The organism is Afifella pfennigii DSM 17143 (assembly GCF_000688515.1).
Lineage (GTDB): Bacteria > Pseudomonadota > Alphaproteobacteria > Rhizobiales > Afifellaceae > Afifella > Afifella pfennigii.
The window spans coordinates 233,414-257,780 of the sequence record NZ_JHZK01000003.1 but is presented as its reverse complement, the minus strand read 5'-3'; the positions used below and the strand labels follow the sequence as shown (position 1 = coordinate 257,780).

Genomic DNA, 24,367 nt, shown 5'->3' with positions numbered 1-24,367 from the left:
CGCCCTCAAGCGCCACCAGCGCCGAGCCCTTGATTACGGGAATGTCGTCGCCCGGGAACTCGTAGGACGACAGAAGCTCGCGAACCTCAAGCTCCACAAGCTCAAGCAGCTCCTCGTCGTCCACCTGATCGCATTTGTTCATGTAAACGACCAGCGCCGGAACGCCCACCTGACGCGCCAGAAGAATGTGCTCGCGCGTCTGCGGCATCGGGCCGTCCGCCGCCGACACAACCAGGATCGCGCCGTCCATCTGCGCCGCGCCCGTGATCATGTTCTTCACGTAGTCCGCATGGCCCGGGCAATCTACATGCGCGTAGTGACGGTTCTCCGTCTCGTACTCAACATGCGCCGTGGAAATGGTGATGCCGCGCGCCTTCTCCTCCGGCGCCGCGTCGATCTGGTCGTACGCCTTGTACTCGCCGAAGTACTTCGTAATCGCCGCCGTCAGCGTCGTCTTGCCATGGTCAACGTGACCAATGGTCCCGATGTTGCAATGCGGCTTCGTGCGCGAAAACTTCTCTTTTGCCATCTCGCTCTTCCAGGAGGGGTTGGACGGGATTTTCGGCGGGGGTACTACGCTGCAAAGTCGCGGCGCGCAAGGGCCCCGGCGTCACATCTCGCCAGGCCGATCCCGGGCCGATCCCGGGCCGATCCCGGATTGGCGGCGCCGCCCGCCGGTCGCTTCCCGGGCGGCCGCGGTAATGCGAATGCGACAGGAAAGGAATCGATTTCTGGAGCGGGTAGCGGGAATCGAACCCGCATATTCAGCTTGGAAGGCTGCTGCTCTACCATTGAGCTATACCCGCATGCGCCGCATCGCTGGTGGAGGGGGTTGGATTCGAACCAACGTAGGCATAGCCAACGGGTTTACAGCCCGTCCCCTTTAGCCACTCGGGCACCCCTCCAGATGCAGCCTGCGATGCATGGGTCGTGTGGGCTTGGCCACCGCGACCGTTCCGGTGCTTCCAGTGGCGGCGTATATGCAGACGCCGCCGCCGCCTGTCAACGGCTCGTGGAGGAGGAACCGATCGCCATGGAGCGGTTGGCCGAGAGCCATTGCCTGCGCGCCCCGGTGATGCCAAAGACCCCCTTCATGTCCGCTCCTCCAAAGAAAAAGAAACCGCATCCGCCGCGTTCCGGCCCTCGCCGCCGTCCCGCGGGCGGCGCCGCCAGAGGCCGCCAGCCTTTCGGCGAGGCTCCTATCCTCTATGGCATCCACACGGTCGCCGAGGCTCTCGGCAACCCGGCGCGGCGCGTCCATCGCCTGCTCGCCACGGCCAATGCACTCCATCGCTTGTCCGCGATGCTGCCCGACCGGGATTGGCCTGAGCCGGTAAGCGTGCGCGATATCGACCGCCTCGCCGGCGCCGATGCCGTCCACCAGGGCGCGGCGCTTATCTGCGAGCCTCTGCCGGAGCCGGATCTGGCTGACGTCGCCGCCCTGCCCTTGCTCATTGCCCTCGATCAGGTGACCGACCCGCACAATGTCGGCGCGGTACTGCGTTCCGCCGCCGCCTTCGGCGCCGGCGCGATTGTCATGACGGCACGCCACTCCCCGCCGGAGACCGGCGTTCTGGCCAAGGCCGCCTCCGGCGCGCTGGAGCATGTGGCACTGGTGCGCGTGCGCAACCTCGCCAAGGCGCTGGAGGAACTGCGGCAAGCGGGCCATTTCCTGCTCGGCCTCGATGGCGAGGCGCAGGACAGGCTCGGCGAAGACGGTCTGCCAGAACGCCTCGTTCTCGTCCTCGGCGCGGAAGGCAAGGGGCTGCGCGAAAAGACCAAGGCGGCCTGCGACCGGCTGGTGCGCCTGCCGACGCACCCGCCGATCGCCAGCCTCAATGTCTCCAACGCCGCTGCGATCGCCCTTTACGAGGCAAGCCGCCGCGGCACGGCCTCAAGCGCCTAGCGGCAGAGCTGGCGCGGCCCGCGATACGGCTGGAAGGTGCCGGAAGCGGGATCGAAGCTGCGATATTTGGAGGCACAGTAGGCGTACCATTCCGGCGTCCACGGTGCCGGCCGCGCCGCATAGACCGGGGCCGGCGCATAGACGACAGGCGGCGGCGGGGGCGGGGCATAGACCACCGGCCGCTGGTAATAGTAGCCGCTGCGCCGATCGTAATAGTAGGTGTTGCCCTGGTAGTAGTGCACCCGTGGGCGGCTGGCCGCCGCCAGGGCTCCAAGGCCGATCGCCCCGGCGGCGATGCCGGCGGCGAAGGCCGCGTTGCGTCCGTCCTTGGCCTCCGCCGGCGTCGGCATGATCGCCGCCGAGGAGGCCACAGCCACCGCAAGGGCGAGCCCGGTCAGAAAACTTGGCTTCAACATGGTCATCCCTCCACGTTCTGCTTCCGCGCGGCCATCAAAGCTCGGCCGCGCTTTCGATTCCCCACGGGGAGCTTTCGCCCCCTTCCCTGCCGATTCTAAGGCGCTGCTTTGCGCATAGCGCGACCCGTCTCCCCGCCAGCGCGGCGCGCGGCGGTGGCAGAGCCCCACGCCACACTTCCGCATCTCTTCTCACCCGCCTCAGCACGGGCAGAAGCGCTGCTTGCCCGGCTTGTAGAAGTAATAGCCGGTGCGCGGATTGAAGGTCTTGAAGCGCGAGCAGCGCGCGTACCACGTCGGGGTCCAGGGCCGGCAGACGCCGCCATAGGCCGGCGCGGGGCGGTAATGATAGTAGCGCGGCTGGGCGATAGCGCTGCCGAGCGCCAGACCGAAACCGAGACCGACGATGCCGGCGGCGACGTCGCCGCCATATCCGTAGCCGCGGTAATAGGGCCGATAATAGGGCCGGTAATAGCCGCGTCCGTAATAGCGGGGCCGATAGTAGTGCCTTCCGTAGTAGCGGCGCCCACCGTAATAGGAAGCCGACCGGTAGGCCGGGCCGCTATAGACCGATACGCCGCCACCGACGGCATTGGGAGCGATACGTCGCTCCCCGACCTGGACGAGGGGAACGGAAGAAAGATTGCTGCCGAGCGCTGCAGGTGCCCTGGGCATCTCGGCAAGTGCCGGCATAGAGCTCGCCGCGAAGGCGAGGCTCATCACAACCGACACGGTTGCTCTGCGGATCATGGCGGAACTCCTTTACGCCGTCCGGGAGCCCGCGCCCCCCTCTGGCGCCACTTCCCGTCTATGCCTAATGATCGACAGACGGCTTCGTTCCCTGCCGGCCACTCCCGGCCGCGCCCGCCGGCCGTGAAAGCGCCCGCGCGCCGATCCTCGCTCAGCGAGGCGCCGCGCGACCGACCGGATCGAAGAGCGGGAACAGGAACAGCCCGGCCAGAAAGCCGCCGATATGCGCCTGCCAGGCGATGAGGCCGTCGGCACCCGGCACGATGCTCTCAACCCCGAACAGCAGGTTGATGGCGAACCAGACGAGGATGAAGAAGGCCGCGTAGGGGTTGAGCAGGCTCGCCCTGAGGCCGGGATCGGGAATGAGGAAACCCTCTCCCCTGCCCCATCCCCCGGCCAGCGGCCCGCCGGGCGCGAAGGCGAAACGCGCCGCCGCCGCGGTCACGCCGGAGACCGCCGCGGAGGCTCCGATCACCAGCGTCTCGTCGCCCGGCATGGCGACATACTGGGCGAAGGCCCCGGCGATGGCGGCGACGGCCGAAAGGCCGAGAAAGCGCACCGCCCCGAAGCGCCGTGCCACGGCGCTGCCGAAGCTCAGCATCCAGAGAAGATTGACGCCCAGATGCATCCAATCGGCGTGCAGCAGCGCATAGGTGAGCGGCGTCCACAGCCGCGCCGCCTCGCCGCCTGGAAGAAACGCGGCTGCCTCTCCGAAGCGCGCCGGTATGAAACCGAACAGGATGAGGACGGTGACGCCGCTCTGGTAGGGCAGAAAGCCCCGCACAAGGTGGATCGCGAACAATATCCCCGCGACCCAGACAATGACGCGGGGGAGATTGAAGATGCGCTCGCGCTGATCCATGGGCTTTTGAGTTGAGGCTGTTCCAAAAAGGCGGGCCGCCGCAGATAGGCGCAGCGCCGCCGGCCATCAAGCGCTTCGCTGCCCACATGGCAAGCCTGGCCGCGAGAGACGCGAAAAAAACGAGCCCGGCCCACCTTACCGCTCTCAACGCGGATGCGACGCATTTACACACACGGTTAACTTGTGTCGTGCTAGCGTCGTCACAACGCGTTATGTGCATGAGTGATGTCCGCAGCCCCCACCGCGCAGCAATCTAAGATTGCAGACTCGCCTGATCGCCGGAACCATGACCGGTTCGAGGTCAGCCTGCTCGGCCGCTGCATGTTCGCCGATACGCGTGAGCACCCTTGCGAGTTGCGCAACGTCTCCGCCAGCGGCGCCGCGATCGTCAGCCCGCAAAGGGGCGAGATCGGCGAACGGATCATCATCTACGCCGACCAGATCGGCCGCATCGAAGGCATCATCACCCGCCATTCCGACGACGGCTTTGCCATCACCATCACCGCCTCGCCGCGCAAGCGCGAGAAGCTGGCCAACACGCTGACCTGGCTCAACCGTCGCAACGTTCAGAACCTGCGCGACGGAAGGCGGGCGCCGCGGCAGGTGCCGCGCAAGACCGAGGCCCGCGCCATCCTGCCCGACGGGCGCGAGATCGACTGCAAGATCATCGACATGTCGAAGACGGGCGCGGCGCTGGCCGTGACGGCCCGCCCGCCCATCGGCTCACGCGTGCGCCTCGGCAAGCTCGGCGGACGCGTCGTGCGCCATTTCTCCGACGGTATCGCCATCGAGTTCATGCGCATCATGTCGGAGGGCGAGATCGAGCGCGTCCTGAAGGAAGAGCACTTCTTCGACCAGCCGGACGAGAACGGCTCTCAGCTCGCTTGAGCGGCCAGGCTCCCCTTTCCTCCCGCTTCCCCCATCCCGAAACCTTTCTGCCGCACGGCCACGCGCCTGGCCGCAAGCGAGGCGTTTGCGCGCCCCTCGGCGTTTTGCATCTGCGTAAACAAGTGCTTGCTACGACAACGAAAACCCGAGCTTTTGACTTAGCCCGGCTCTAATCTGGTCCCGCTAGTCTTCCTGGAAACGGGGAGACGACAACATGCAGTTCAAAAGAATGGGATGGGCCGCGCTCGGCCTTTGTTTGGTCGTGACGGCACCGGTGACGGCGCAGACGAGCCTGCGCACGACCTCCGTCACCCATCATCCGATGGAGACCAACGAGGCCGTCATGCATACCGGGCGCCGGGCCAGCCCGCCGATCGGGCATCGCGATTTCTGCCGCAGCTTTCCGGCCGAATGCCAGGCGCGCGGCACGAGCGAGCCGATGGTGCTGACGCAAGCGCGCTGGCAGCAGCTGACGCGCATCAACACCGAGGTCAATCGGGCCGTTAAGCCCGTCACCGATCAGGAATTTTACGGCGCCGAGGAGGTCTGGACACTGCCGGACGGCTACGGCGATTGCGAGGACTATGTCCTCATGAAGCGCAAGCGGCTGGTGGATCTTGGCTGGTCGACCGCCAACACGCTGGTTTCCGTCGTCTTCGACGAGGTCGGCGACGGCCATGCCGTGCTCGTCGTGCGCACCGATCGCGGCGACTTCATCCTCGACAACAAGCTCGATGCCATCCGCCTGTGGAGCGAGACGGGATATCGCTACGTCAAGCGGCAGGACGTCTCCGATCCGATGCGCTGGGTCGCCGTCGACGACACGCGCTGGCGCCTCGACGCGCCGACTGCCGGCCTGCGCTGAGAAACTGGGAAAGGCCCGGTCGCGTCCCCACTCTCCCCGTCCGAGACCGGGCTCAGGGGCCGGCTTCCGATAAGGGGCCGGCCCCGAACTTGACGGGGCCTTTCAAATCTCGCCGAACAGCTCGCGAAAGCGGGCGGCATTGGCCACATAGCCGTCGGCGGAGGCCTTCAGCCGCGCCTGCGCCTCGCTGTCCAGCGTGCGTACCACCTTGCCCGGCGCGCCGACGACCAGCGAGAAATCGGGGATCTCCTTATCTTCCGTGATCAGCGCACCGGCGCCGATGAGACAGAAGCGGCCGATGCGCGCGCGATTGAGGATGATTGCGCCCATGCCGACGAGCGTGCCGTCCCCGATCGTGCAGCCATGCAGGATGGCGCGGTGGCCGATGGTGCAATCCTCGCCCACCGTGCAGGGACAGCCCGGATCGGTATGGGCGAGGGAAAGATCCTGGAAATTCGTCCGCGCCCCGAGCGTGATCGGCTCGTTGTCGCCGCGCAGCACCGCGCCGAACCAGACGCCCACATCTTCGCCGAGCCGCACATCGCCGATGACGCTGGCATTGGGCGCGATGAAATAGCGGCCCTCTTGCGGAAGCGAGGGCCGGCGCTCGCCGAGCTGGAAGAGGCTCATGCCGAAACGACGATCAACAGGCTGAGGAAGAGCGTGCCGGCGCAAACGCTCCACAATCCGCAAACGGCGAGCCCGAAGAGAACCGGAACGAGCTTAGTGCCCTCGGAGGCCAGCGCCGCGCGCACGCGCTGGGCGACGATGAAAGGCCCGGCCGCCACGCACAGCAATGCCGTCACCGACAGCGCGCTCCAGGAATAGGCGGTGATGCGGAAATCGGCAGGCTGCGAAGTGACCCACTGATAGAAGCTTGCGACCGTCGCGGCGGCAACGAAACCCGTCACCGCGCAGAACACCAGCACTTGCAACTCCGACACGGCGCCCATCCCGTTTACGCATTATTAACCTATCGCGAGGTTATCCGCGCGGGCGCGCGCAGACAAGCGGGGCGGCAGCGCCACCCACTTCATCGTTCGATTTTTCGTTAATGTGTCGGAATGGCCCGTGGATACCCGCAGGTCAGGCGATCAGGCGCTCAGTCGGTCAGGTCGATTTCCAGGATCGCCATGGAGAAATTGTACGACAGATCCTCATCCTCGTCGTCGCGAAAGATGATGCCGATAAACTCATCGCCGATGAAAACCTCGGCCGAATCGTCCTTGCGTGGGCGGGCCTTCACCGTAATCGTCTCGTTGCCGAAGAGACGGCGCAAATAGGCCTGCAGCTTCTTGAGTTCTTCGATGCTCAACGCTTCTTCCTAGGGCTTGGTGCGCCTCTCCTTGCACAGCGGGAGGCGCTGCACAACCGTCTCGCCCGCAATCGGCGCGGCCGCTGGCGCCCACACCCCCTTTGCCCGGCTTGCGATCAGGATTCGCCGTTGTCGCTCGCCTCGCGCAGCAACTGGTCCATGGCGCGCGAGGGCTCGTCGCGGCCGGCCTCGCCGACGATTCGGGCCGGCACCCCGGCGACCGTCTTCATCGGCGGCACGGGCTTCAGCACCACCGAGCCGGCGGCGACGCGCGAGCAATGGCCGATCTCGATATTTCCCAGCACCTCCGCGCCGGCCCCGATCAGCACGCCATGGCGGATTTTCGGATGCCGGTCTCCGGAGGCTTTGCCGGTGCCGCCGAGCGTCACGTTCTGAAGGATCGACACATCGTCCTCGATGACGGCCGTGCCGCCGATCACGATGCCGGTGGCGTGGTCGATGAAGATGCCGCGTCCGATAGGCACAGCCGGGTGGATGTCGACCTGGAACACCTCCGAGGAGCGGCTTTGCAGATAGAGCGCGAAGTCCTTCTGGCCCCGCTCCCACAGCCAATGCGCCAGGCGATGCGCTTGGATGGCATGGAAGCCCTTGAAGTAGAGCACCGGCTCGATAAAGCGCTCGCAGGCCGGGTCGCGGTCATAGACGGCGACGAGATCGATGCGCAGCGTCTCGGAGAGCTCGGCGCGGTCCTCGTACATCGCCGCGAAGCCGCGCACGATCTGGCTGCCGGAAACGCTCTCATGGCGCAATCTCTCCGCAACGCGGTGCGCCACCGCATCCTCCAGGCGGGTATGATTGAGGATGCTGGAATAGATGAAGCCGGCAAGAGCCGGCTCGCGCTCCACCACGTCCTCCGCTTCGCGTCGAAGCTGTACCCAGACGGGATCGAGGGCATTCGGGCTCGGGGCTGCACGGCTCTGCTCGCCAACCATGGCCTGCTCCTTCATCTGTGCCAAGCGCGCCGGTGTTCCCTTTATGTGGCGCGCGCTACCTCTTCGGCCAGTGCCGATGCGTCGGCCGTCTTCTCGCCTGCCTGCGCGGGCGGGGCAAGGCGCGTCAGAAAGCCGAGAACCGCGCCTGCGAAGACATCGTTGCGATCGCCGGCCACCATATGCCCTGCTTCGCTCACATCCACCACCTGCGCATGCGGGGCAAGGCTAAGAAACTCCTCCACATGCTCCGTCTCCACCAGCTCCGAGCGCGCCCCGCGCACCAGCAGGATCGGGATGGCAAGCCGGCGCAAGGCCTCCTTCAGCCGCTCCTCAACCGCATGCGCGTCGACCGGGCGCGGGCCCTCCAAAAAGCGCGGATCCCAATGCCAGTGGTAGCGCCCATCCTCGCGCAAGCGCAGGTTCTTCTTGAGCCCCGTCAGCGATTTCGGCCTCTTGCGGTGCGGCAGATAGCGGGCGACGGCCTCCGCCGCCTCCTCCACGGTCGCAAACCCCTTGCCGCTGCGCTCGCGCATGAATCCCTTGATGCGCGAGACGCCCTCCGGCTTCAGCCGCGGCGTCACATCGACGAGGACGAGGCCGGCGAAGGGCGGCTCATCGCCTTCCGCGGCCGCCAGCATGGCGGCGATGCCGCCGAGAGAGGCGCCCACGACAAAGGGCTTCCGGCCTTCTTCTGCCCTGACCGTTTCGGCGACGGCGGCAAGATCGGCGGCAAAATCGGCGAAGGCGTAGTGGCCGGCTTCGTGCCAGGCACTGTCGCCATGGCCGCGCTGGTCCAGCGCGATCGCGCAAAAGCCCTTCCCGGCCAGCCGCTTGGCCGCGCCTTGCCAGGCATGCCGGGTTTGCCCGCCGCCATGTAGGAGAAGCACCGCGGGCCCGCTCTCGCCAAACCGGTCCGCCACGAGGCGGATGCCCTCGGCGCCGGCGAAGATATTCTCAGCCATGCCCCAACCGCTCCAGGAAGCTCAACACGGCGGCTTTGTGGGCCTTGTCGCCGACGGCCTTCATGTGATCGCGCCGAGCGATCAGGGCGAGCTCCGCCCCTTGGATCATCTCGGCGAGGTTCTGCGGATCGCCCGCCACCTCGTCCTCCTCGCCGACCGCGATGAGAACGGGCATGTCGAGGCCGGCGAGCTGGGCAGGCGTCAGATTGGCCCGGCCGGCCTCCATGCAGGCGGCGAGAGCCTCAAGGTCGGCGCCCGTGCGCTCGGCGAAAGCCCTGAATCCCGCCGCCAGGGGATGCTCCACCTCCGCCGCCTTCGGTGCGCGAAGGCCGGCGGCGATGGCATCGGCCTGCGGCAATCCCTTGGTGAGCTGATCGCCGAGGCCTCCGATGATGAGGGCTGCGATGCGCTCCGGATGGAAGACGGCCATATGCGCGGCGATCCGGCCGCCGAGCGAATAGCCCATCGCGACGATGCGATTGAGGCGAAGATGGTCGAGCAGCTCGAACTGGTCCTGCGCCATACGCCGCATCGCATAGGAGGAGGTCTCACGCGGCTTGTCGCTCTCGCCATGGCCACGCAAATCGGGCACCAGGACGCGGAAGCCGGCCTCGCTGAGCGCCTCGATCCAGGACGTCTCGTCCCAGTTCACCCGGCGATTGGACGCAAAGCCATGGATGAGAAGAATGGGCGGGCCCTCGCCTCGATCCTCGAAGCGCAGACGAACGCCATCGGACGCTTCAAAGGTCGGCACGGGATGGAGCGCAGCAAATTGACGTGAAGGTAAGCATGGGCAATGCTCTAGCCGCCTGCTCGCCATGTGGTCAACGCAAAGCCGAGATGCGCGAAATTCGGGATTGCCCTGAGGGCGCCTGTCCCTATGCTGCGGCCTCGCCAGAAGGCAAGGATGGATAGGTTCAATGGCCGATAGCGTGGTGCCGCATTTTCACAACACCGACGGGGTTCGGGTCGTGACCATCGGGTCGCGCGAGTTCATGTGTATCGGCGCGTTGCCCCCCTTCGACCATCCGCACGTCTTTCTGGACATGGGCGACGACACGGAGATCGTCTGCCCCTACTGCTCCACCCTCTACAGCTGGGACGATTCGCTGGAACCGACGCAGGCCAAGCCGCCGCAATCCGTCTATCAGGACTGAGCGGCGATAACGGCACTACCATGCGGATAGCCGTCGCCGGTGCCGGGATTGCCGGACTGACCGCCGCGCTGACCCTTGCCCGCGCCGGCTCCCAGGTCACGCTCTACGAACGCTCCGAGCGTCTGGAGGAGGTCGGCGCCGGCATCCAGCTTTCGCCCAACGCCTCGCGGCTGTTGATCGCCATGGGCCTCGGCGAGCCGATTCGAGCCATCGCCTTTGCGCCGCAATGCCTGCGCCTTGGCGACGGCAGGAAGCTGCGCCAGCTCGCCTCGCTGCCTCTCGGCGATTGGGCCGAGCGGCGCTATGGCGCGCCTTATCTGCTGGTGCATCGCGCCGATCTGCAGGACGTGCTCACCGCTGCCATTGGCGAGGAGGAGAGCGTGCGGCTGCGTCTCGGCAAGGCTGTGACCGACATCGAGCCGCAAGCGGATAGCATCTCCTTCCTGGCGGAAGGGCAACGCGAGGAAGCCGATTTGCTCGTCGGCGCCGACGGTTTGCGTTCGGCCATTCGCCGGCGTCTCTTGCACGGGCGGGAGGCGGCGCCCTCCGCCTATGTGGCGTGGCGCGCCACCATTCCCATGGAAGCGGCGCCGGAATGGCTGCCGCGAGACGGCACCTGCGTGTGGATGGGCCCCGGCTGGCACATGGTGCACTATCCGATCCGTCGTGGCGCGCGCCTCAATCTGGTGGCGATCGAGCGGCCGATTGATCGCACCGTCCGGCCGACCCTTCCCGGTGGCGCGCGCGAGATCGCCGCGCTTGTCGGGCTGGTCGACGAGGTGACCCAATGGCTGCCATGGACGCTCAGCACGGTTGACGCGGAGGGCCCTTGGACGGGCGAGCGCACCGTCATCATCGGCGATGCCGCCCATGCCATGCTTCCGACCGCGGCGCAGGGCGGCGCCATGGCCATCGAGGATGCGGTCGCGCTGGCCTGGGCGATTTCGCGCCCGGGCCCCCTTGCCGAGCGGCTGTCGGCCTATGTGGAGGCGCGCCGAAAGCGCATCGCCGCGGTGGCTGCGATGGCGCAAGCGAACCTCAGGGTTTACGCCATGTTCGGGCCGGCCGCGCAGGCACGCAATCTCGTGCTCTCCTCCCTGCCGGGCGCCTTGCTCATGCGCCGCCAGGACTGGCTATATTCCTTTACTGGCTAAGCATTTGCCTGCTGCTGGCGAGGCATTTTCGCGGAACTGAGAAGCAGAGCCGACGTTGTGGCCCCGTAACGGCCGCGCGGCCTCTTCTGCCAAAGTCAACCGCGCGGCCTTGATAGCATCGAAGATGCAAGGAGATACTTACATGATCCGCAGCTTGATGGCGAGTACGGCAATTGCCGCGCTTCTGACGACCGGCGCGATGGCACAGACGCAGCCGGCCGAGAACACCCAGCAGCAGCAGCAGATGCAGGCCCAGGACACCACCGCCCAGGGCGGCGTGAAGGTGATGACGCGTGCCGATGCCAGCGAGGACCTGGCTTCGCAGTGGATGGGCCAGAGGGTCTATTCCTCCGCCTCGCCCGACGCTGAGACGGTCGGCGATGTCAACGACCTTGTTCTCGATGAGAACGGCGACGTCACGGCCGCCATCATCGGCGTTGGCGGCTTCCTCAGCCTCGGCGAGCGCGACGTGGCGATTCCCTATCAGGAATTCCAGGTCACCGAGGATCAGGGCGGCGAATTGCGTCTCGTCTTGAACACCACCCGGGAGGCTCTGGAGAACGCTCCGGCATTCGAGCAAGGCGAGGGCCAGCGCATCTACTCGCAGATGCAGGACGGCCAGGCGGACGAGAACCGCACCGCCATGGATACGGCGAGCGAGCCGCAGGGCGACGCTGAGCGCCAGATGGCCCAGAAGGACGCCGCCCAGACGGACGCCACCGCGACCGATGCCGGCCAAGAGAACGTCGCTTTCCTCCAGTCCCAGGACGACGAGACGCGCATCAGCGAGTGGCTGGGCCGCGAGGTTTATTCCTCCACGGCCAAGCGGATGGTCCCGGGCGCGGGCGGCGCTGCGACGGACGCCACCGGCACCGCGAACATCGGCACCGCGAACACCGGCCAGACTGCGACCGGCCAGGGCATGACTGATGAGGCCACGACTGAAACCGCCGGCACCGAAGCGGCCCGCGCCGATGGTCAGGTCGCCTTCGACCAGCAGATCAGCGTCGGCGAGGTGGACGATATCATCCTGTCCGATTCCGGCACCGTGCAAGAAATCGTCATCGATGTCGGCGGCTTCCTCGGCGTTGGCGAGAAGCCCGTCGCCGTTCCCTTCGATCGGGTGGAGCTTGTAGAGCGCCCCGACAGCGAGGAGACGCGCCTCACCGTCCCGATGACCCGCGCCGAGCTGGAAGCGGCTCAGCCCTTCGACGCTTCGCTCTATGAGGCGGATCGTCTCGCCAGCACTGGGATGGACGACGACAGGACGGCCGAGACGGCCATGACCGGCCAGAGCGGTGAAGCTGCGACGGCCGAGGGCGGCGCCACCACCGCCCAGAAGCAGCCGCAGGCCGATCCTGCCGGCAAAAGCGACATGGCCGCCAAGACCGCCGGAAGCGGCGCCATGCAGGGCGGGCAGGCCTCCGGCACCAGCGCCGACCGTCTTCTCGGCGCCACCGTGTATGGCAGCGCTGAGGAGAGCGTCGGCGAGATCGGCGATGTGATCGTCTCCCGTCAGGGCGATGTGCGCGCCGTCATCATCGATGTCGGCGGCTTCCTCGGCATCGGCGAGAAGCCGGTCGCGGTCGAATATGACCGGCTTAACGTCCAGAAGGATGTGAATGGCGAGACCCGCTACTCCATCTCCGCCAGCGAGGACGAACTGGATCAGGCGCCGGCCTATGAGGACGCGCGCTAAGCCGCACGGCCGAACGCCAGACGAAAAGCCCGCCGGAGCGCCGCTTCGGCGGGCTTTTTTGTGCCCCGCGCTGCCTCCTCACAGGGGCAGGCCGACATAGTTCTCCGCCAGCGCCGCCTGTGCGGCTCTGGAATCGGCGAGATAGGCGAGCTCCGCATCCTGCAGCTTCTGGGCGAAGCGGCCCGTATCGGCGAAGCTGTGCAACAGCGAGGTCATCCACCAGGAAAAGCGCTCCGCCTGCCAGATGCGCGCCAGCGCCCGCTCTGAATAGGCCTCAAGCCCCCGCTGGGAGCGCTCCTGATAATACTCGATGAGGGCCTCGGCGAGGTAGTGCACGTCGCCGATCGCCAGGTTCAGTCCCTTGGCGCCGGTCGGCGGGACGATATGCGCCGCATCGCCGGCGAGGAACAGCCGGCCGAAGCGCATCGGCTCGGCCACGAAGGAGCGCAGCGGCGCGACGCTCTTTTCGATCGAAGGGCCGGTGACGAGGGCGGCGGCGGTTTCGGGGTCCAGGCGCCGCTTCAGCTCCTCCCAGAAGCGCTCGTCGGACCAGGCCGTCGCGTCCTCGCCCGCGGCGCATTGCAGATAGTAGCGGCTGCGCGTCGGCGAGCGCATGGAGCAGAGCGCGAAGCCGCGCCCATGGCGCACATAGATGAGCTCCCCGGAGACCGGCGGCGTCTCGCAGAGAAGACCGAGCCAGCCGGCCGGGTAGACGCGCTCGGCGATATCAAGCGCCCCTTGCGGCACACTCGGCCGGCAGACGCCGTGAAAGCCGTCGCATCCGGCGATGAAATCGCACAGAAGCGTATGTGCGCGCCCCTCATGGATGAAGCGCGTCTCCGGCATATGCCGATCGAAGCCGGAGATGGCGACATCCTCCGCCTCGTAGAAGGTCGGCGCGTCGTCGGCCTCGCGCCGGTCCATCAGGTCCTGCGTGACTTCCGTCTGGCCGTAGATGATGACGCCCTTGCCGCCGGTCGGCCCGGAAAGGTCGATGCGATGGCGCCCGCCGCCGAAGGCGATGTCGATGCCGTGATGGACGAGGCCTTCTTCGCGCATCCGCCCGCCGACGCCGGCATCTTCCAGAATGCGCGCCGAGCCCTCTTCCAGAACGCCGGCGCGGATGCGCGAGAGGACATGGTCCTTGGAGCGCCGCTCCAGGATGATGTTGTCGATGCCGGCCTGTGTCAGGAGGCGGCCGAGCAGGAGCCCGGCGGGGCCGGAGCCGATGATGGCGACCTGGGTCCGCGCCGGCCGGGTCATGGGCGCGTTCCCGCCGTCTTTTGAGCCCGTCGCGCGAGAGCCCTTGTCAGAGCCGGCCGCTGTCGCCGCCCCGGTATCGTTCCACCGCCTCGCTCGCCAACCGCCACAACGCTGTCTCCCGGTGCCTCGCCTCTCTTCCAATGCCCGCCTATTGGTCCCTGCCGCGCCGCCCTTCGCAAGAGACTTCTCGCGCTGGCCGGCTTCGGCCTTGGCCTGAGCGAGCGCCGCCGCGCCGGAAAGGCCGCGTTCGCTGCGCGATAGATGGGCTGGCCCCGCCATCGCGGGCCGTTGATCTTCCACCCCACAATCCTGGCGTGAAATGATAAGGCTTGGACGGACAAAGCCGCTTAAATGGCGCCCGGGAGCCTCCCCCTTGGCTCCTTGAGAAGGGAGCCCGCCTATGCTCGTCAGAACCGTCATGCTTGCCGTTGGCGTCTCGCTGATTGCCGCACCCACCTTTGCCGATCCTCTGCCGTCCTGGAACGACACAGACGCCAAGACCGAGATCGTCGGATTCGTGAACCGCGTCACCGACCCCGATTCCGACGATTACGTGACCCCCGCCGACCGCATCGCGGTCTTCGACAATGACGGCACGCTCTGGGCGGAGCAGCCGGCCTATTTCCAGATCCTCTTTGCGCTCGAAACTTTGCGGGAAAAAGCGAAGGACGACCCTTCAGTGGCTGCGAGCGATACGCTGAAGGCCGCGGTGGCCGGCGACATGGAGACCTTTCTCGCCGGCGGCAAGGAAGCGCTGCTGGAGCTCGTGACCACGACCCACAGCGGCATGAGCGTATCGCAGTTTCAGGACGAGGTACGCGCCTGGCTCGAAACGGCCAGGCACCCCAAGACGGGACGGGCTTACACGCAGATGGTCTACCAGCCGATGCTGGAGCTCTTGAGCTATCTGCGCGACGAGGGCTTTCAGACCTACATCACCTCCGGCGGCGGCGTGCACTTCATGCGCGCCTTCACCGAGGACGCCTACGGCATCCCGACCTCCCAGGTCATCGGCAGCGCCGGCAAGACCAGCTACGCGGTCGTCGACGGCACGCCTGTCCTGATGAAAGACCCCGGAATCGCTTTCATCGACGACAAGGAGGGCAAGCCCGTCGCCATCGACAGCCAGATTGGCAAGCGGCCGATCTTCGCCGGCGGCAATTCCGACGGCGATTTCGCCATGCTCGAATGGACGACAGCCGGAGACGGCCCCCGTTTCGGCCTCATCGTCCATCATACCGACGCCGAGCGCGAATGGGCCTATGATCGCGACAGCCATATCGGGCGGCTGGAGCGCGGCCTCGACGAGGCGGACGAACGCGGCTGGCTGGTGATCGACATGGCCGAGGACTGGAAGACGATCTGGCCGTGAGCATCGGGGGCAAGCTGCGCAAAGTCGTTGCCAGCTTCGCCTGCTGGCTGCTCCTTGCCGTGGCGCAGCTCAGCCCCGCTCTTGCCCAAGCGCCCGCCTATATCGGCTCGCAAGCCTGCGCCGCGTGCCACGAGGACGCTGCCTCCGCCTGGGCCGGGTCGCATCACGCCTTGGCCTGGACCCGGCCGGGCCCCGATACGGTGGTGGCCGACTTCGACGGCACCGAATTCTCGCATAAGGGAATGCTGGCGCGCTTCCGCATCGAAGACGGGGCTTATTATGTCACGGTGACGGAGACCGACCGGTCGCAGCGGGACTACAAGGTGCATTCCGTTGCCGGCATCGCGCCGTTGCAGCAGTATCTTTTGGAGACGGAGCCCGGGCGCCTGCAGAGCTTCGACGTCGTCTGGGACGTGGAGAAGAAGCGCTGGTATCACCTCTATCCGGACGCCGAACTGCCGCCCGGCGACGGCCTGCACTGGACCGGGCCGTACAAGAACTGGAACGGGCGCTGCGCCGAATGCCACGCCACCGGCTTTGAGAAGAACTATGCGCCTGCGACGCGCTCTTACGCCAGCACGCAGGCGGAGATCGGCGTCGGCTGCGAGGCCTGCCACGGCCCCGGCGAGGCGCATGCGGCCTGGGCCGAAGCGCCTGAGAGCTACGACCGCGACGGCTTTCCCGGCCTGACGGCGAGCGGTCTTGTGATCGACTTCGCCAAAGGCGGTCAAGCGACCGAAATTGAGCAATGCGCCGGCTGCCATTCGCGGCGCGAGCCGGTGGAGGACAGCTCTCCCCTCCCCGGCACGCCCTTTCATGATTCCTATCGCCTGTCGCTCTTTCGCGAGGGACTCTACCACCCGGACGGAAGCATCCTCGACGAGGTCTATGTCTATGGCTCCTTCCTGCAGTCGCGCATGTATCGCCAGGGCGTCACCTGCTCCGACTGCCACGAGCCACATGCGACGACGCGGATCGCGCAGGGCAACGCACTTTGCGTGCAGTGCCATTCGCCCGCCGGCAACCCTCGCTTCCCCACGCTCAGGAAGGCGCTCTACGACGACCCTTCGCATCACTTCCACGAACAAGGCAGCGAAGGCGCCCAATGCGCCAGCTGCCATATGGTGGAGCGCGTCTATATGGGCATCGATTGGCGCAGCGATCACAGCTTCCGCGTGCCGCGTCCCGATCTCACCGAGACGACGGGGGCGCCCAATGCCTGCACCGATTGCCATAGCGACCGGCAAGCCTCCTGGGCCGCCGCGGAGCTGGAGAGCCGCTTCCCCGAAAGTCGCTACCGCGGGCCGCATTTCTCTGAGGCGATAGCCGCCGGGCGAGAGGAGCCGAGCTCCGTCGTCGATCTCTTGCTAGAGATCGCCGACGACGCGCAGGAAGCCGGCATCGTCCGTGCCACGGCGCTGGACCTGCTCGGCCCGGTCGCGAACGCCACCATCGCCGAGCGCTCGGCGGCACGGCTTGGCGATGCCGACCCCCTGGTGCGCGAGGCCGCTGTCGCCTTGCAGCGGGGCGCGCCCCCGGTGGAGCGTTTCGAGCGGCTACGACCGCTGCTAGGCGATGAGTTCCGCACCGTTCGCATCGCCACGGCGCGGGCTTTGCTCGACCTGCCCGTCGCCTACATGCCGCCGCCCATCGCCGACAGCCTTCAACGGGCAATGGCGGAATGGCGCCGAAGTCTCGCGGCGAAAGCCGATTTTCCCGAAACTCAGATGGCGATCGGCGGTCTTGCCCTGGTCCTGCGCCAGGGGCCGGCCGCGGCTGCGGCCTTTCGCGAGGCCGCTCGTCTTGACCCGCAACAGCTCGATGCGTGGATCATGACTGTACGCATTCTGGCAACACTTGGGAAAATTGATGACGCCAAACGCACCTTGGATGATGCAATTTCCTTCAATCCGGGAAATAAGACACTTGAGATGATGCAGCCTCAATTGAGTTCGTCGACAGATCAGTGATGGCGGATAACTTAATCGACTGCGCTCATGATGCCGACCACATGGAGACAGGCGAGCCAAACTGGGGGATGGAGGCAGGAATGAGAAGGCATTTGCTCGCAGCGGCCGCGGCCGCTTTAACAATTTCCGGCGCGGCGCGCGCGGCTGACTTGCCCAGCGTTTCTGCTCCGCTTCAGCCGGTGGAGAGCGCGCCGGAGGTCACCTTTGCCATCGCGCCTTACCTCTGGGGAATATCGATGAACGGGAAGCTGGCGCAGTTCGGCCTGCCGACCGTCGAGGTCGATGCGTCGTTCTCCGACATCCTCTCCAATCTGGACTTTGCCGCCATGCTGCTTGGCGAGGTGCGCTATAACCGGCTCTCGCTTCTCTCCGACTTCAACTACTCCAAGCTCTCCATCGACAGAGCCACGCCCCTCGGCATCCTGGCGACCAGCGCGGGCGTCAGCAGCGAGATGCTGCGCTGGTCGTTGTTTGGAGGCTACGAGGTTCTCTCCAACGAGACCTTCACCGTCGACGTCCTTGCCGGCGCGCAGATGATGTCGGTGGAGACCAAGCTGTCCTTCACCGGCGGCTTCCTGGGCGGCGTCTCGCGCACCGACAGCGACACCTGGTTCGATGCGCTCGGCGGCGCGCGTGCCCGCGTCTCGCTGACGCCGCAAGTCTATCTGACCGGCTGGGGCCTCATCGGCGCCGGGCAGTCCGATCTCGTCTGGGACGTCATGGGGGGCGTCGGCTACAGCTTCAACGACAGCATCTCCGCCGTGGCTGGCTATCGCGCACTCAGCGTCGACTATCAGGATGGCGGCTTCAGGTTCGATGTCGTCCAGCACGGACCTATCGTGGGCGGCGTCTTCCGCTTCTGAGGCCAGCCTCTGGCAAGGAAGGTCGCCTACTGGCTACGCCGCGCAGACGGTTTGCGCGCGGGGGGGGGGTGGTGAGCGATGCGTGCCGAACATGCCCTGACGACGGCGCCGGCAATCGGGCGCACGCACGGCGCGTTACGGCCGCGCCCTTGCGCGCTCCTGCCACTTGTTCTGTTGTGCGCGGCCCTGGCGTGGCTCTGGCAGCCTCGTCCCGCGCTGGCGCTTGAGACCGCGCAAGCCTTGGGCGAGGCCTTGGCGGAGCCATGGACCGGCGACCTCGACGGCATGCGCGAGCGCGGCGTCATTCGCATGCTCGTCCCCTTCAACCGCAGCTATCTGTTCCTGGATGGCGGCAAGTTCCGCGGACTTGCCCTCGATTTCGTGCGCGAGTTCGAGAAGCGGTTGAATGCCGGCCGCCGCGATATCGAGCGTACCGCCATCATCGTCATTCCGACAGCGCGCCACAGGCTGCTTGAGGATCTGGTGGCCGGTCGTGGCGATATCGCCGTCGGCAATCTGACGATCACCCCGGAGCGCCGCGAGCTGGTCGACTTCTCCGAGCCGATCCTGAAGGACGTGACGGAACGGCTCGTCACCGGGAGCGATATCTCCGACGTGGCGGACACCGCAGGCTTGAGCGGCCTGGAGATCCACGTTCGCCCGTCCAGTTCCTATTATACCTCGCTTCTTTCCGCCAATCGGACGCTCGCCGCCTCCGGCGCGACGCCGATCGACATCGTTGCGGCGGACGAGGCCCTGGAGGACGAGGATCTTTTGGAGATGGTCCATGCGGGCCTGATCCCGGCGATCGTCGTCGACGACCACAAGCTGCCCTTCTGGCTACAATTCTTCGATGGGCTGAAGGTGCATGACGTCGCCCTGCGCGAGGGCGGAAAGATCGGTTGGGCGATGCGCAAGGAGAGCACTGAGCTTGCCGCCGCCGTGAATACCTTCATCGCCGAGACGCGGAAGGGAACCCTGCTCGGCAACATCCTCTTCAAGCGCTATCTTGAGAGCACCGAGTGGCTTCGGCGCGCCAATGCGCCGGAAAACCGCCGGCAACTGTCAAAGCTGCGCGAGCTTTTCGAGACTTACGGCAAGAGCTACGGCGTCGATTGGCTGCTCGTTGCGGCCCAAGCCTATCAGGAATCGCGTTTCGACCAATCCCTGGTCAGCAGGGCCGGCGCCGTCGGCCTGATGCAGATCAAGCCTTCGACCGCACGCGACGCAAGCGTCGGCATTGCCGACATCACCATCGCCGAGAACAACGTGCATGCGGGCGTGAAGTATCTCCGCTATATCGCCGACCAGCATTTCGCCGATCCGGAGCTCGACGAAATCAATCGTATCCTGTTCGCGCTTGCCTCCTATAATGCCGGGCCCAATCGCATCGCCCGCCTGCGCCGACAGGCCAAAGACCCTAATATCTGGTTCGGCGGCGTTGAGTGGGAGGTTGCGCGCGAAGTCGGTAGCGAGCCTGTGCGCTATGTACGCAACATCTACCGCTACTACATCAGCTTTCGCTCCATGCACGAAGGCCCTGCGGTCGAATAAACGCCATCGCCAAGCCATGGACGTTGCGTGACCGCCCCGGGCCGTCCTGCCGGGAAACCGGAATGCAAGAGGCCGCCCCGGCACCGAGGCCGGGGCGGCCGTCTTGCTTGCTGAAGAGGTAAGGACGGCTACTGCGTGCCGGCCGGCTTCGACAGCATCTCCATCACCTTGTCGAGGCTGAAGCTGGCCGCCTCCTGACGCGGCGGATATTCCTGGAAAGTGGCCAGGAAGTTCGCCACGTATTGCTGTGCCGGCACCAGCATGTAGGCGCGATCGAGCATCCAGTCATAATAGGTATTCGAGGTGCGGTAGCCCCTCTCGTAGGGATCGCGGCGCAGATTGGCCATCAACGGCACGCGCAGGGGCGTCAGCGGCTCCATCCAGGCACGGAACGTGGCCCAGGCCTTCTGCTCCAGGAAGGTGATCTTCCAGTCGGAGTAGCGCAGCGCCATCAGGTCGCCGTCGTCGGAGAAATAGAAGACCTCCTTGCGCGGGCTCTCCTGCGTCTCGCCGGTCAGGAGCGGCAGGAGGTTGTAGCCGTCCAGATGCACGCGGTAGTCGCGCCCCATCTCCTCGACCGTCACGCCGTCCAGAAGCTCTTCCTTGACGTCGCCATTGCCGGCAGCTGCGAGGAAGGTCGGCAGCCAGTCCATATGGTGGACGATCTCGTTCGTCACGGTGCCTGGCTCGATGTTACCGGGCCAGCGGACCATGGCGGGCACCCGCCAGGCGCCTTCCCAATTGGTGTTCTTCTCCGACCAGAACGGGGTCATCCCGGCATCCGGCCAGGTGTTCATATGCGGGCCGTTATCGGTGGAGTAGAAGACGATGGTGTTGTCCTCGATGCCGAGTTCCTCAAGCTTTTCGAGGAACAAGCCGATATGCCGGTCGTGCTCCACCATGCCGTCGGAATATTCATCCTGGCCGGAAATGCCGCGGTTCTCTTCCTTGACATGGGTGCGGAAATGCATCCGCGTGCCGCTCCACCAGACGAACCAGGGCGTGCCCTCAGCCGTCTTCTCCTCGATGAATTCGATGGCTGCGGCAGAGGTTTCGTCGTCCACGGTCTCCATGCGCTTCTTGGTGAGCGGCCCCGTATCCTCGATGTCCTGGGTAATGCCGTCGGCGCCGTAATTAGCGCTGGAACGCAGGACGCCGCGCGGCCCGAAGCGCTCCAGGAAGGTCTCTCCGCTCGGTAGCACCAGATCGCGCGGGTAATCCTCGTTCTCCGGCTCTTCCTCGGCATTGAGGTGATAAAGGTTGCCGAAAAAGACGTCGAAGCCGTGATTGGTCGGCAGATGCTCGTCGCGGTCGCCCAGATGGTTCTTGCCGAACTGGCCCGTGGCGTAGCCCTCCCCTTTCAAGAGGCCGGCAATGGTCGGGTCCTCCACCTGCATGCCCTCTTCGGCGCCGGGCAGGCCGACCTTCGACAGACCGGTGCGGAAGACCGACTGGCCCATGATGAAGGATGACCGCCCGGCGGTGCAGGATTGCTCGCCGTAATAATCGGTGAAGATCATCCCTTCCTCGGCGATGCGGTCGATATTGGGCGTGCGATAGCCCATCAGCCCCTTGGTGTAGGCGGAGATGTTCGACTGGCCGATATCGTCGCCCCAAATGACGAGGATGTTCGGCTTCTCGCCCTCCTGGGCGAGCGCGCCGGATGCAGCAACGACTGTTGCCGCAATAGTCAAGACGCCAAGCGTCATCGGTCTTACGCGACCCATTTTTCCCTCCCGGATGATAAATTTTTCGTTGATCGTTCGATTCCGACGACGTTCCCACACAGATGAGGGCATCACGCAGAATCTCTCCACAGCCTCGCAAGCGATTGTCGATCCACTCAGATTTTCCGCCGGCCGTAGACTTCGCACGCCGGAAACCTTCTTCGCCGGATGCGCTCGCCGAAAGATGTTCTTTCATTTGAGACACTTCAGACTTGTCATTTTACGCCAGTCATCCAAAAATCACACATGGTTTCGCGGCCAATACCGATGACACATGCGGTCGGGATGGGGCCACTGCCGAGCTTTCTGGAGGAGGCGGCGGGGACACGGGCCGTGGAGCGCGTCTTCCGGGCACAAGGTCTACCACTCGCCCTCATCGACAATCCCGCCTGTCTGGTTCCGCTAGCCGCGCTGCACGGGCTCTTCGAATGCGCGGCACGCGAAGCCGGCGATCGCGGTTTCGGGCTCCGCGTGGGGTTGGCGATGACGCCCCAATCCTATGGGTTGTGGGCGGCCTATGCGGCAAGCGGGCTCACCCTTCGCCAGGGCATCACGCGGCTCGCCACGGCCCTGCCGCTGCACCAGACGGGCACGCGTTTTTCGCTTCAAGGCAACGGGAAAGCCACGTGGTGGCATTACTGGAACCCGCGCTGCGGCAATGGCGAAGCTGCGCAGCATTCCAACCATGTGCTGCCGGCGATGATCAGCTTCGTGCGCATATATCTCGGGCCGAGCTGGCAGCCAACGCGGGTAGGCGTCGATTATCCACGCATGAGCGGCAGCAACGTTCTGGAGGATCTGCTTCCGACCGAATGGCATTTCGCCCGCCCAACGGTCGCGCTCGCCATCGCCGATGAATCGCTTGATGCGCCGAGAGCGACGCCTGTCGGCATCGGCGCCGCCTTCACCGCTTGCGATGTCTTCGCCGAGGCCACCCTGCGCGACACGGCGACCCCGCTGACGGAACTGGAGGCGCTTCTCGTCGTCGGCTTGATGGAAGGCTCCACCAAGATTGACAGCATTGCCCGCCTCGCCGGGACGAGTGTGCGCAGCCTGCAGCGCGAGTTGAACCGCAGCGGCGCCTCCTATCGCGAGCTGCTCGACCGGGCGCGGCTGAAGAAGGCGACCGCCCTTCTGTCGGAGACGCAGATCTCCATCACCGACATCGCGCTATCGCTTGGATACAGCGACTCGGCCAATTTCAGTCGGGCCTTCCGCCGCATCACCGGCCAGTCGCCGAGCGCGCTGCGCGAGGCTCAAAGAATGGCCGCGCGCGCTGGCTGACGAGGCCTCGCCGCATCCCCGTCAAGCCATTCGGAGCCGCCTTCGGCGCCGACGCGGCGCCCGCACCAAGCCACACGGCAGGCAACGCCGCGAGCAAATGCGCCGGGAAATCGGCAGGAAGCTGGTGCGGGCGGCGGGACTCGAACCCGCATGGCCTTTCGGCCGAGGGATTTTAAGTCCACAGGGAGCGCTCAAACCCCGCAGAAAACCTAGGCTCTTCACTCAGAGGTGGCCACAGGAAGTGTCCGCCGGGCACACCTGTGGGCACAGTCTCATCATACAGTTCGGCGTCCTAGCTCCGCTGTCTACGCTCCTTGCGCTTCTGGTAGAGGTGAACCCCAGCAGCCACAATTGCTGCGGCCACCATTCCGGCTAGAATCTTCACGACAAGAACCTCCCCGTTGTCCAGGGAGCCCGTCCTAGCGAGGCAGGAGCCGGGCGTAAAGAAGCGCGAACATCACGCCGCCTCCAGTAGCCCGATCAAGCTGTTGAGGTCGTCTGGCCTAATCTGCATGTAGCGCATCGTCGTGGCAATCGAGAGGTGTCCCATCCAGGTCATGACACGCTTCACGTCAGCGCCCCCAAGGATAAGCCGGGTGCAGCAGGTGTGCCGCAGCGTGTGGGGGGTCACGTCGTGGAACCCCAGCACCGACCGCATGTGGTCCCAGCGGTGGCGCATGGTGTTCTTGTTCACCATCGTGAAGGGGCCCGAGTGGTTCCCGTAGATACCCTTACGGCGCCTAAGGATTTCCCTGCTACGCTTTGTCAGAGGGATGGTCCTGGGCTTGCCGGTCTTGGTATGCCAGAAGGTCACGGAGACGAAGTCCTGACCGTAGAACTCCCAATGGGCGGCCATCATCTCCGAGTAACATCTGGCGCCGGTATCAATTAGGAGGACGCACAGGTCGTACATATCCTGATCGCCATGTCCCTTCCAGTAGGCGAGAAGGGCCCTCTCCTCCTGGTCGTCCAGGTAGCGGAAGCGGGTCTGCTCCTCGGATGCCCACTTGATCTTCGGGACCTTGTCAATCACCCCCTCCTCCCGAGCAACACCCAGCATTGACGACAACGCCGCACACTTCCGGTTGATTGTGGCTGGGGCAAGTCCAGCGTCGGCCAGCTCCGCTCGGAACTCGCTAATGTCGCCTGCGGTGATATCCTGGGCGAGCCTGTTGCTCCCAAAGTAGTCCAGTACGGTACGGGCGTTCCTTAACGCCGTAGAAGTGGACCGGAAGTTGGACTGCTCCCAGGTCTCTCGGCGGCACTTCTCAAATAGCCCCCCCAGCGTAGATATGTCCCGGTTCCCAGACCGGCCGGTCTTGGTTGGTGGGAGAGGTCTCATTCGTCCACTGCCAGACGGGCGGCAGCTTCCCAAGCCTTGGCCTGAGCCTCAGTCGCGAACGTCGGGCG

At 65.7% G+C, this 24,367-nt stretch carries 24 protein-coding genes and 2 tRNA genes; 11 read left to right on the top strand and 15 right to left on the bottom strand.

What is annotated here, in order from left to right; genetic code table 11:
• The 3 genes from Q331_RS0104615 to Q331_RS0104605 all read right to left on the bottom strand — a co-directional run.
• A partial coding sequence (locus tag Q331_RS0104615; RefSeq protein WP_026379709.1) for a GTP-binding protein occupies positions 1-529 on the bottom strand: 529 nt, incomplete at its 3' end.
• A 203-nt stretch (positions 530-732) separates the two neighbouring features.
• Positions 733-806: transfer RNA gene (locus Q331_RS0104610), tRNA-Gly, on the bottom strand.
• A gap of 14 nt (positions 807-820) precedes the next feature.
• Positions 821-905: transfer RNA gene (locus Q331_RS0104605), tRNA-Tyr, on the bottom strand.
• Positions 906-1,093: 188 nt separating this feature from the next.
• Between Q331_RS0104605 and rlmB the strand changes: the two genes are divergently transcribed.
• Positions 1,094-1,906, top strand: a complete 813-nt coding sequence (gene rlmB / locus Q331_RS19980) for a 23S rRNA (guanosine(2251)-2'-O)-methyltransferase RlmB (RefSeq protein ID WP_034491065.1) — start codon at positions 1,094-1,096, stop codon at positions 1,904-1,906.
• On the opposite strand, the gene Q331_RS0104595 is transcribed toward rlmB, so the two are convergent.
• The 3 genes from Q331_RS0104595 to Q331_RS19970 all read right to left on the bottom strand — a co-directional run bounded on the left by Q331_RS0104595 (position 1,903) and on the right by Q331_RS19970 (position 3,931).
• The gene (locus Q331_RS0104595; protein ID WP_026379708.1) at positions 1,903-2,322 is read right to left on the bottom strand and encodes a BA14K family protein; all 420 of its coding nucleotides are present in this window, start codon (positions 2,320-2,322) and stop codon (positions 1,903-1,905) included. The genes rlmB and Q331_RS0104595 overlap by 4 nt on opposite strands.
• A gap of 198 nt (positions 2,323-2,520) precedes the next feature.
• Complete coding sequence (locus tag Q331_RS24030; protein WP_051630543.1) at positions 2,521-3,069, bottom strand: hypothetical protein; 549 nt, start codon at positions 3,067-3,069, stop codon at positions 2,521-2,523.
• Positions 3,070-3,220: 151 nt separating this feature from the next.
• The gene (locus tag Q331_RS19970; RefSeq protein WP_034490989.1) at positions 3,221-3,931 is read right to left on the bottom strand and encodes a rhomboid family intramembrane serine protease; all 711 of its coding nucleotides are present in this window, start codon (positions 3,929-3,931) and stop codon (positions 3,221-3,223) included.
• Between the two features lie 225 nt (positions 3,932-4,156).
• Here Q331_RS19970 and Q331_RS19965 point away from each other — a divergent pair, with 225 nt between their 5' ends.
• Together Q331_RS19965 and Q331_RS19960 are read left to right on the top strand one after the other, a co-directional pair.
• Positions 4,157-4,819: a PilZ domain-containing protein gene (locus Q331_RS19965; RefSeq protein ID WP_084174752.1), complete on the top strand. Its 663-nt coding sequence runs from the start codon at positions 4,157-4,159 to the stop codon at positions 4,817-4,819.
• Between the two features lie 214 nt (positions 4,820-5,033).
• A complete protein-coding gene (locus Q331_RS19960; RefSeq protein WP_084174750.1) occupies positions 5,034-5,684 on the top strand; it encodes a transglutaminase-like cysteine peptidase in 651 nt (216 codons plus the stop codon).
• Between the two features lie 102 nt (positions 5,685-5,786).
• On the opposite strand, the gene Q331_RS0104570 is transcribed toward Q331_RS19960, so the two are convergent.
• The 6 genes from Q331_RS0104570 to Q331_RS0104545 form a co-directional block, all read right to left on the bottom strand.
• Entirely contained in the window at positions 5,787-6,314 is a 528-nt protein-coding gene (locus Q331_RS0104570) for a gamma carbonic anhydrase family protein (RefSeq protein ID WP_026379707.1), read from the bottom strand.
• Positions 6,311-6,628 carry a DUF6949 family protein gene (locus Q331_RS0104565; RefSeq protein ID WP_156953261.1) on the bottom strand — a complete coding sequence of 106 codons (318 nt, stop codon included), beginning with the start codon at positions 6,626-6,628 and terminating at the stop codon, positions 6,311-6,313. Before Q331_RS0104565 ends, Q331_RS0104570 begins: the two co-directional genes overlap by 4 nt.
• A gap of 158 nt (positions 6,629-6,786) precedes the next feature.
• Positions 6,787-6,999, bottom strand: coding sequence for a DUF3126 family protein (locus tag Q331_RS0104560; protein ID WP_026379705.1), 213 nt, complete (start codon positions 6,997-6,999; stop codon positions 6,787-6,789).
• 116 nt (positions 7,000-7,115) lie between these two features.
• Entirely contained in the window at positions 7,116-7,952 is an 837-nt protein-coding gene (gene cysE / locus Q331_RS0104555; RefSeq protein WP_026379704.1) for a serine O-acetyltransferase, read from the bottom strand.
• Positions 7,953-7,993: 41 nt separating this feature from the next.
• The gene (locus Q331_RS19955; RefSeq protein WP_051630541.1) at positions 7,994-8,914 is read right to left on the bottom strand and encodes an alpha/beta fold hydrolase; all 921 of its coding nucleotides are present in this window, start codon (positions 8,912-8,914) and stop codon (positions 7,994-7,996) included.
• Entirely contained in the window at positions 8,907-9,668 is a 762-nt protein-coding gene (locus tag Q331_RS0104545; RefSeq protein ID WP_026379703.1) for an alpha/beta fold hydrolase, read from the bottom strand. The genes Q331_RS19955 and Q331_RS0104545 overlap by 8 nt, the downstream gene beginning before the upstream one ends.
• A gap of 166 nt (positions 9,669-9,834) precedes the next feature.
• On the opposite strand from Q331_RS0104545, the gene Q331_RS0104540 reads away from it, so the two are divergent.
• The 3 genes from Q331_RS0104540 to Q331_RS0104530 all read left to right on the top strand — a co-directional run bounded on the left by Q331_RS0104540 (position 9,835) and on the right by Q331_RS0104530 (position 12,924).
• Positions 9,835-10,071 (top strand): zinc-finger domain-containing protein, encoded by a 237-nt coding sequence (locus Q331_RS0104540; RefSeq protein ID WP_026379702.1) that lies wholly within the window; start codon positions 9,835-9,837, stop codon positions 10,069-10,071.
• Between the two features lie 20 nt (positions 10,072-10,091).
• Positions 10,092-11,225 (top strand): FAD-dependent oxidoreductase, encoded by a 1,134-nt coding sequence (locus Q331_RS0104535; protein WP_051630539.1) that lies wholly within the window; start codon positions 10,092-10,094, stop codon positions 11,223-11,225.
• A 142-nt stretch (positions 11,226-11,367) separates the two neighbouring features.
• Positions 11,368-12,924 carry a PRC-barrel domain-containing protein gene (locus Q331_RS0104530; RefSeq protein WP_026379700.1) on the top strand — a complete coding sequence of 519 codons (1,557 nt, stop codon included), beginning with the start codon at positions 11,368-11,370 and terminating at the stop codon, positions 12,922-12,924.
• A gap of 78 nt (positions 12,925-13,002) precedes the next feature.
• Here Q331_RS0104530 and pobA read toward each other — a convergent pair whose 3' ends face one another.
• Positions 13,003-14,187: a 4-hydroxybenzoate 3-monooxygenase gene (gene pobA, locus Q331_RS0104525; protein WP_026379699.1), complete on the bottom strand. Its 1,185-nt coding sequence runs from the start codon at positions 14,185-14,187 to the stop codon at positions 13,003-13,005.
• A 400-nt stretch (positions 14,188-14,587) separates the two neighbouring features.
• On the opposite strand from pobA, the gene Q331_RS0104520 reads away from it, so the two are divergent.
• The 4 genes from Q331_RS0104520 (at position 14,588) to Q331_RS19950 (ending at position 19,946) form a co-directional block, all read left to right on the top strand.
• The gene (locus tag Q331_RS0104520; protein WP_034490987.1) at positions 14,588-15,559 is read left to right on the top strand and encodes an HAD family hydrolase; all 972 of its coding nucleotides are present in this window, start codon (positions 14,588-14,590) and stop codon (positions 15,557-15,559) included.
• A complete protein-coding gene (locus Q331_RS0104515; RefSeq protein ID WP_210164907.1) occupies positions 15,556-17,529 on the top strand; it encodes a multiheme c-type cytochrome in 1,974 nt (657 codons plus the stop codon). The genes Q331_RS0104520 and Q331_RS0104515 overlap by 4 nt, the downstream gene beginning before the upstream one ends.
• Before the next feature lie 236 nt (positions 17,530-17,765).
• Entirely contained in the window at positions 17,766-18,392 is a 627-nt protein-coding gene (locus Q331_RS0104510) for a porin family protein (protein WP_245615505.1), read from the top strand.
• 240 nt (positions 18,393-18,632) lie between these two features.
• Entirely contained in the window at positions 18,633-19,946 is a 1,314-nt protein-coding gene (locus tag Q331_RS19950; RefSeq protein WP_210164906.1) for an MltF family protein, read from the top strand.
• A gap of 128 nt (positions 19,947-20,074) precedes the next feature.
• Here the strand turns inward: Q331_RS19950 and Q331_RS0104500 are convergent, their stop codons facing one another.
• On the bottom strand, positions 20,075-21,673 hold the full coding sequence (locus tag Q331_RS0104500) for an arylsulfatase (RefSeq protein WP_026379695.1): 1,599 nt from the start codon (positions 21,671-21,673) through the stop codon (positions 20,075-20,077).
• A gap of 267 nt (positions 21,674-21,940) precedes the next feature.
• On the opposite strand from Q331_RS0104500, the gene Q331_RS0104495 reads away from it, so the two are divergent.
• Entirely contained in the window at positions 21,941-22,957 is a 1,017-nt protein-coding gene (locus Q331_RS0104495) for an AraC family transcriptional regulator (protein WP_169738467.1), read from the top strand.
• A 457-nt stretch (positions 22,958-23,414) separates the two neighbouring features.
• On the opposite strand, the gene Q331_RS0104485 is transcribed toward Q331_RS0104495, so the two are convergent.
• A complete protein-coding gene (locus Q331_RS0104485) occupies positions 23,415-24,299 on the bottom strand; it encodes a tyrosine-type recombinase/integrase (protein WP_026379693.1) in 885 nt (294 codons plus the stop codon).
• Positions 24,300-24,367 lie beyond the last annotated feature (68 nt).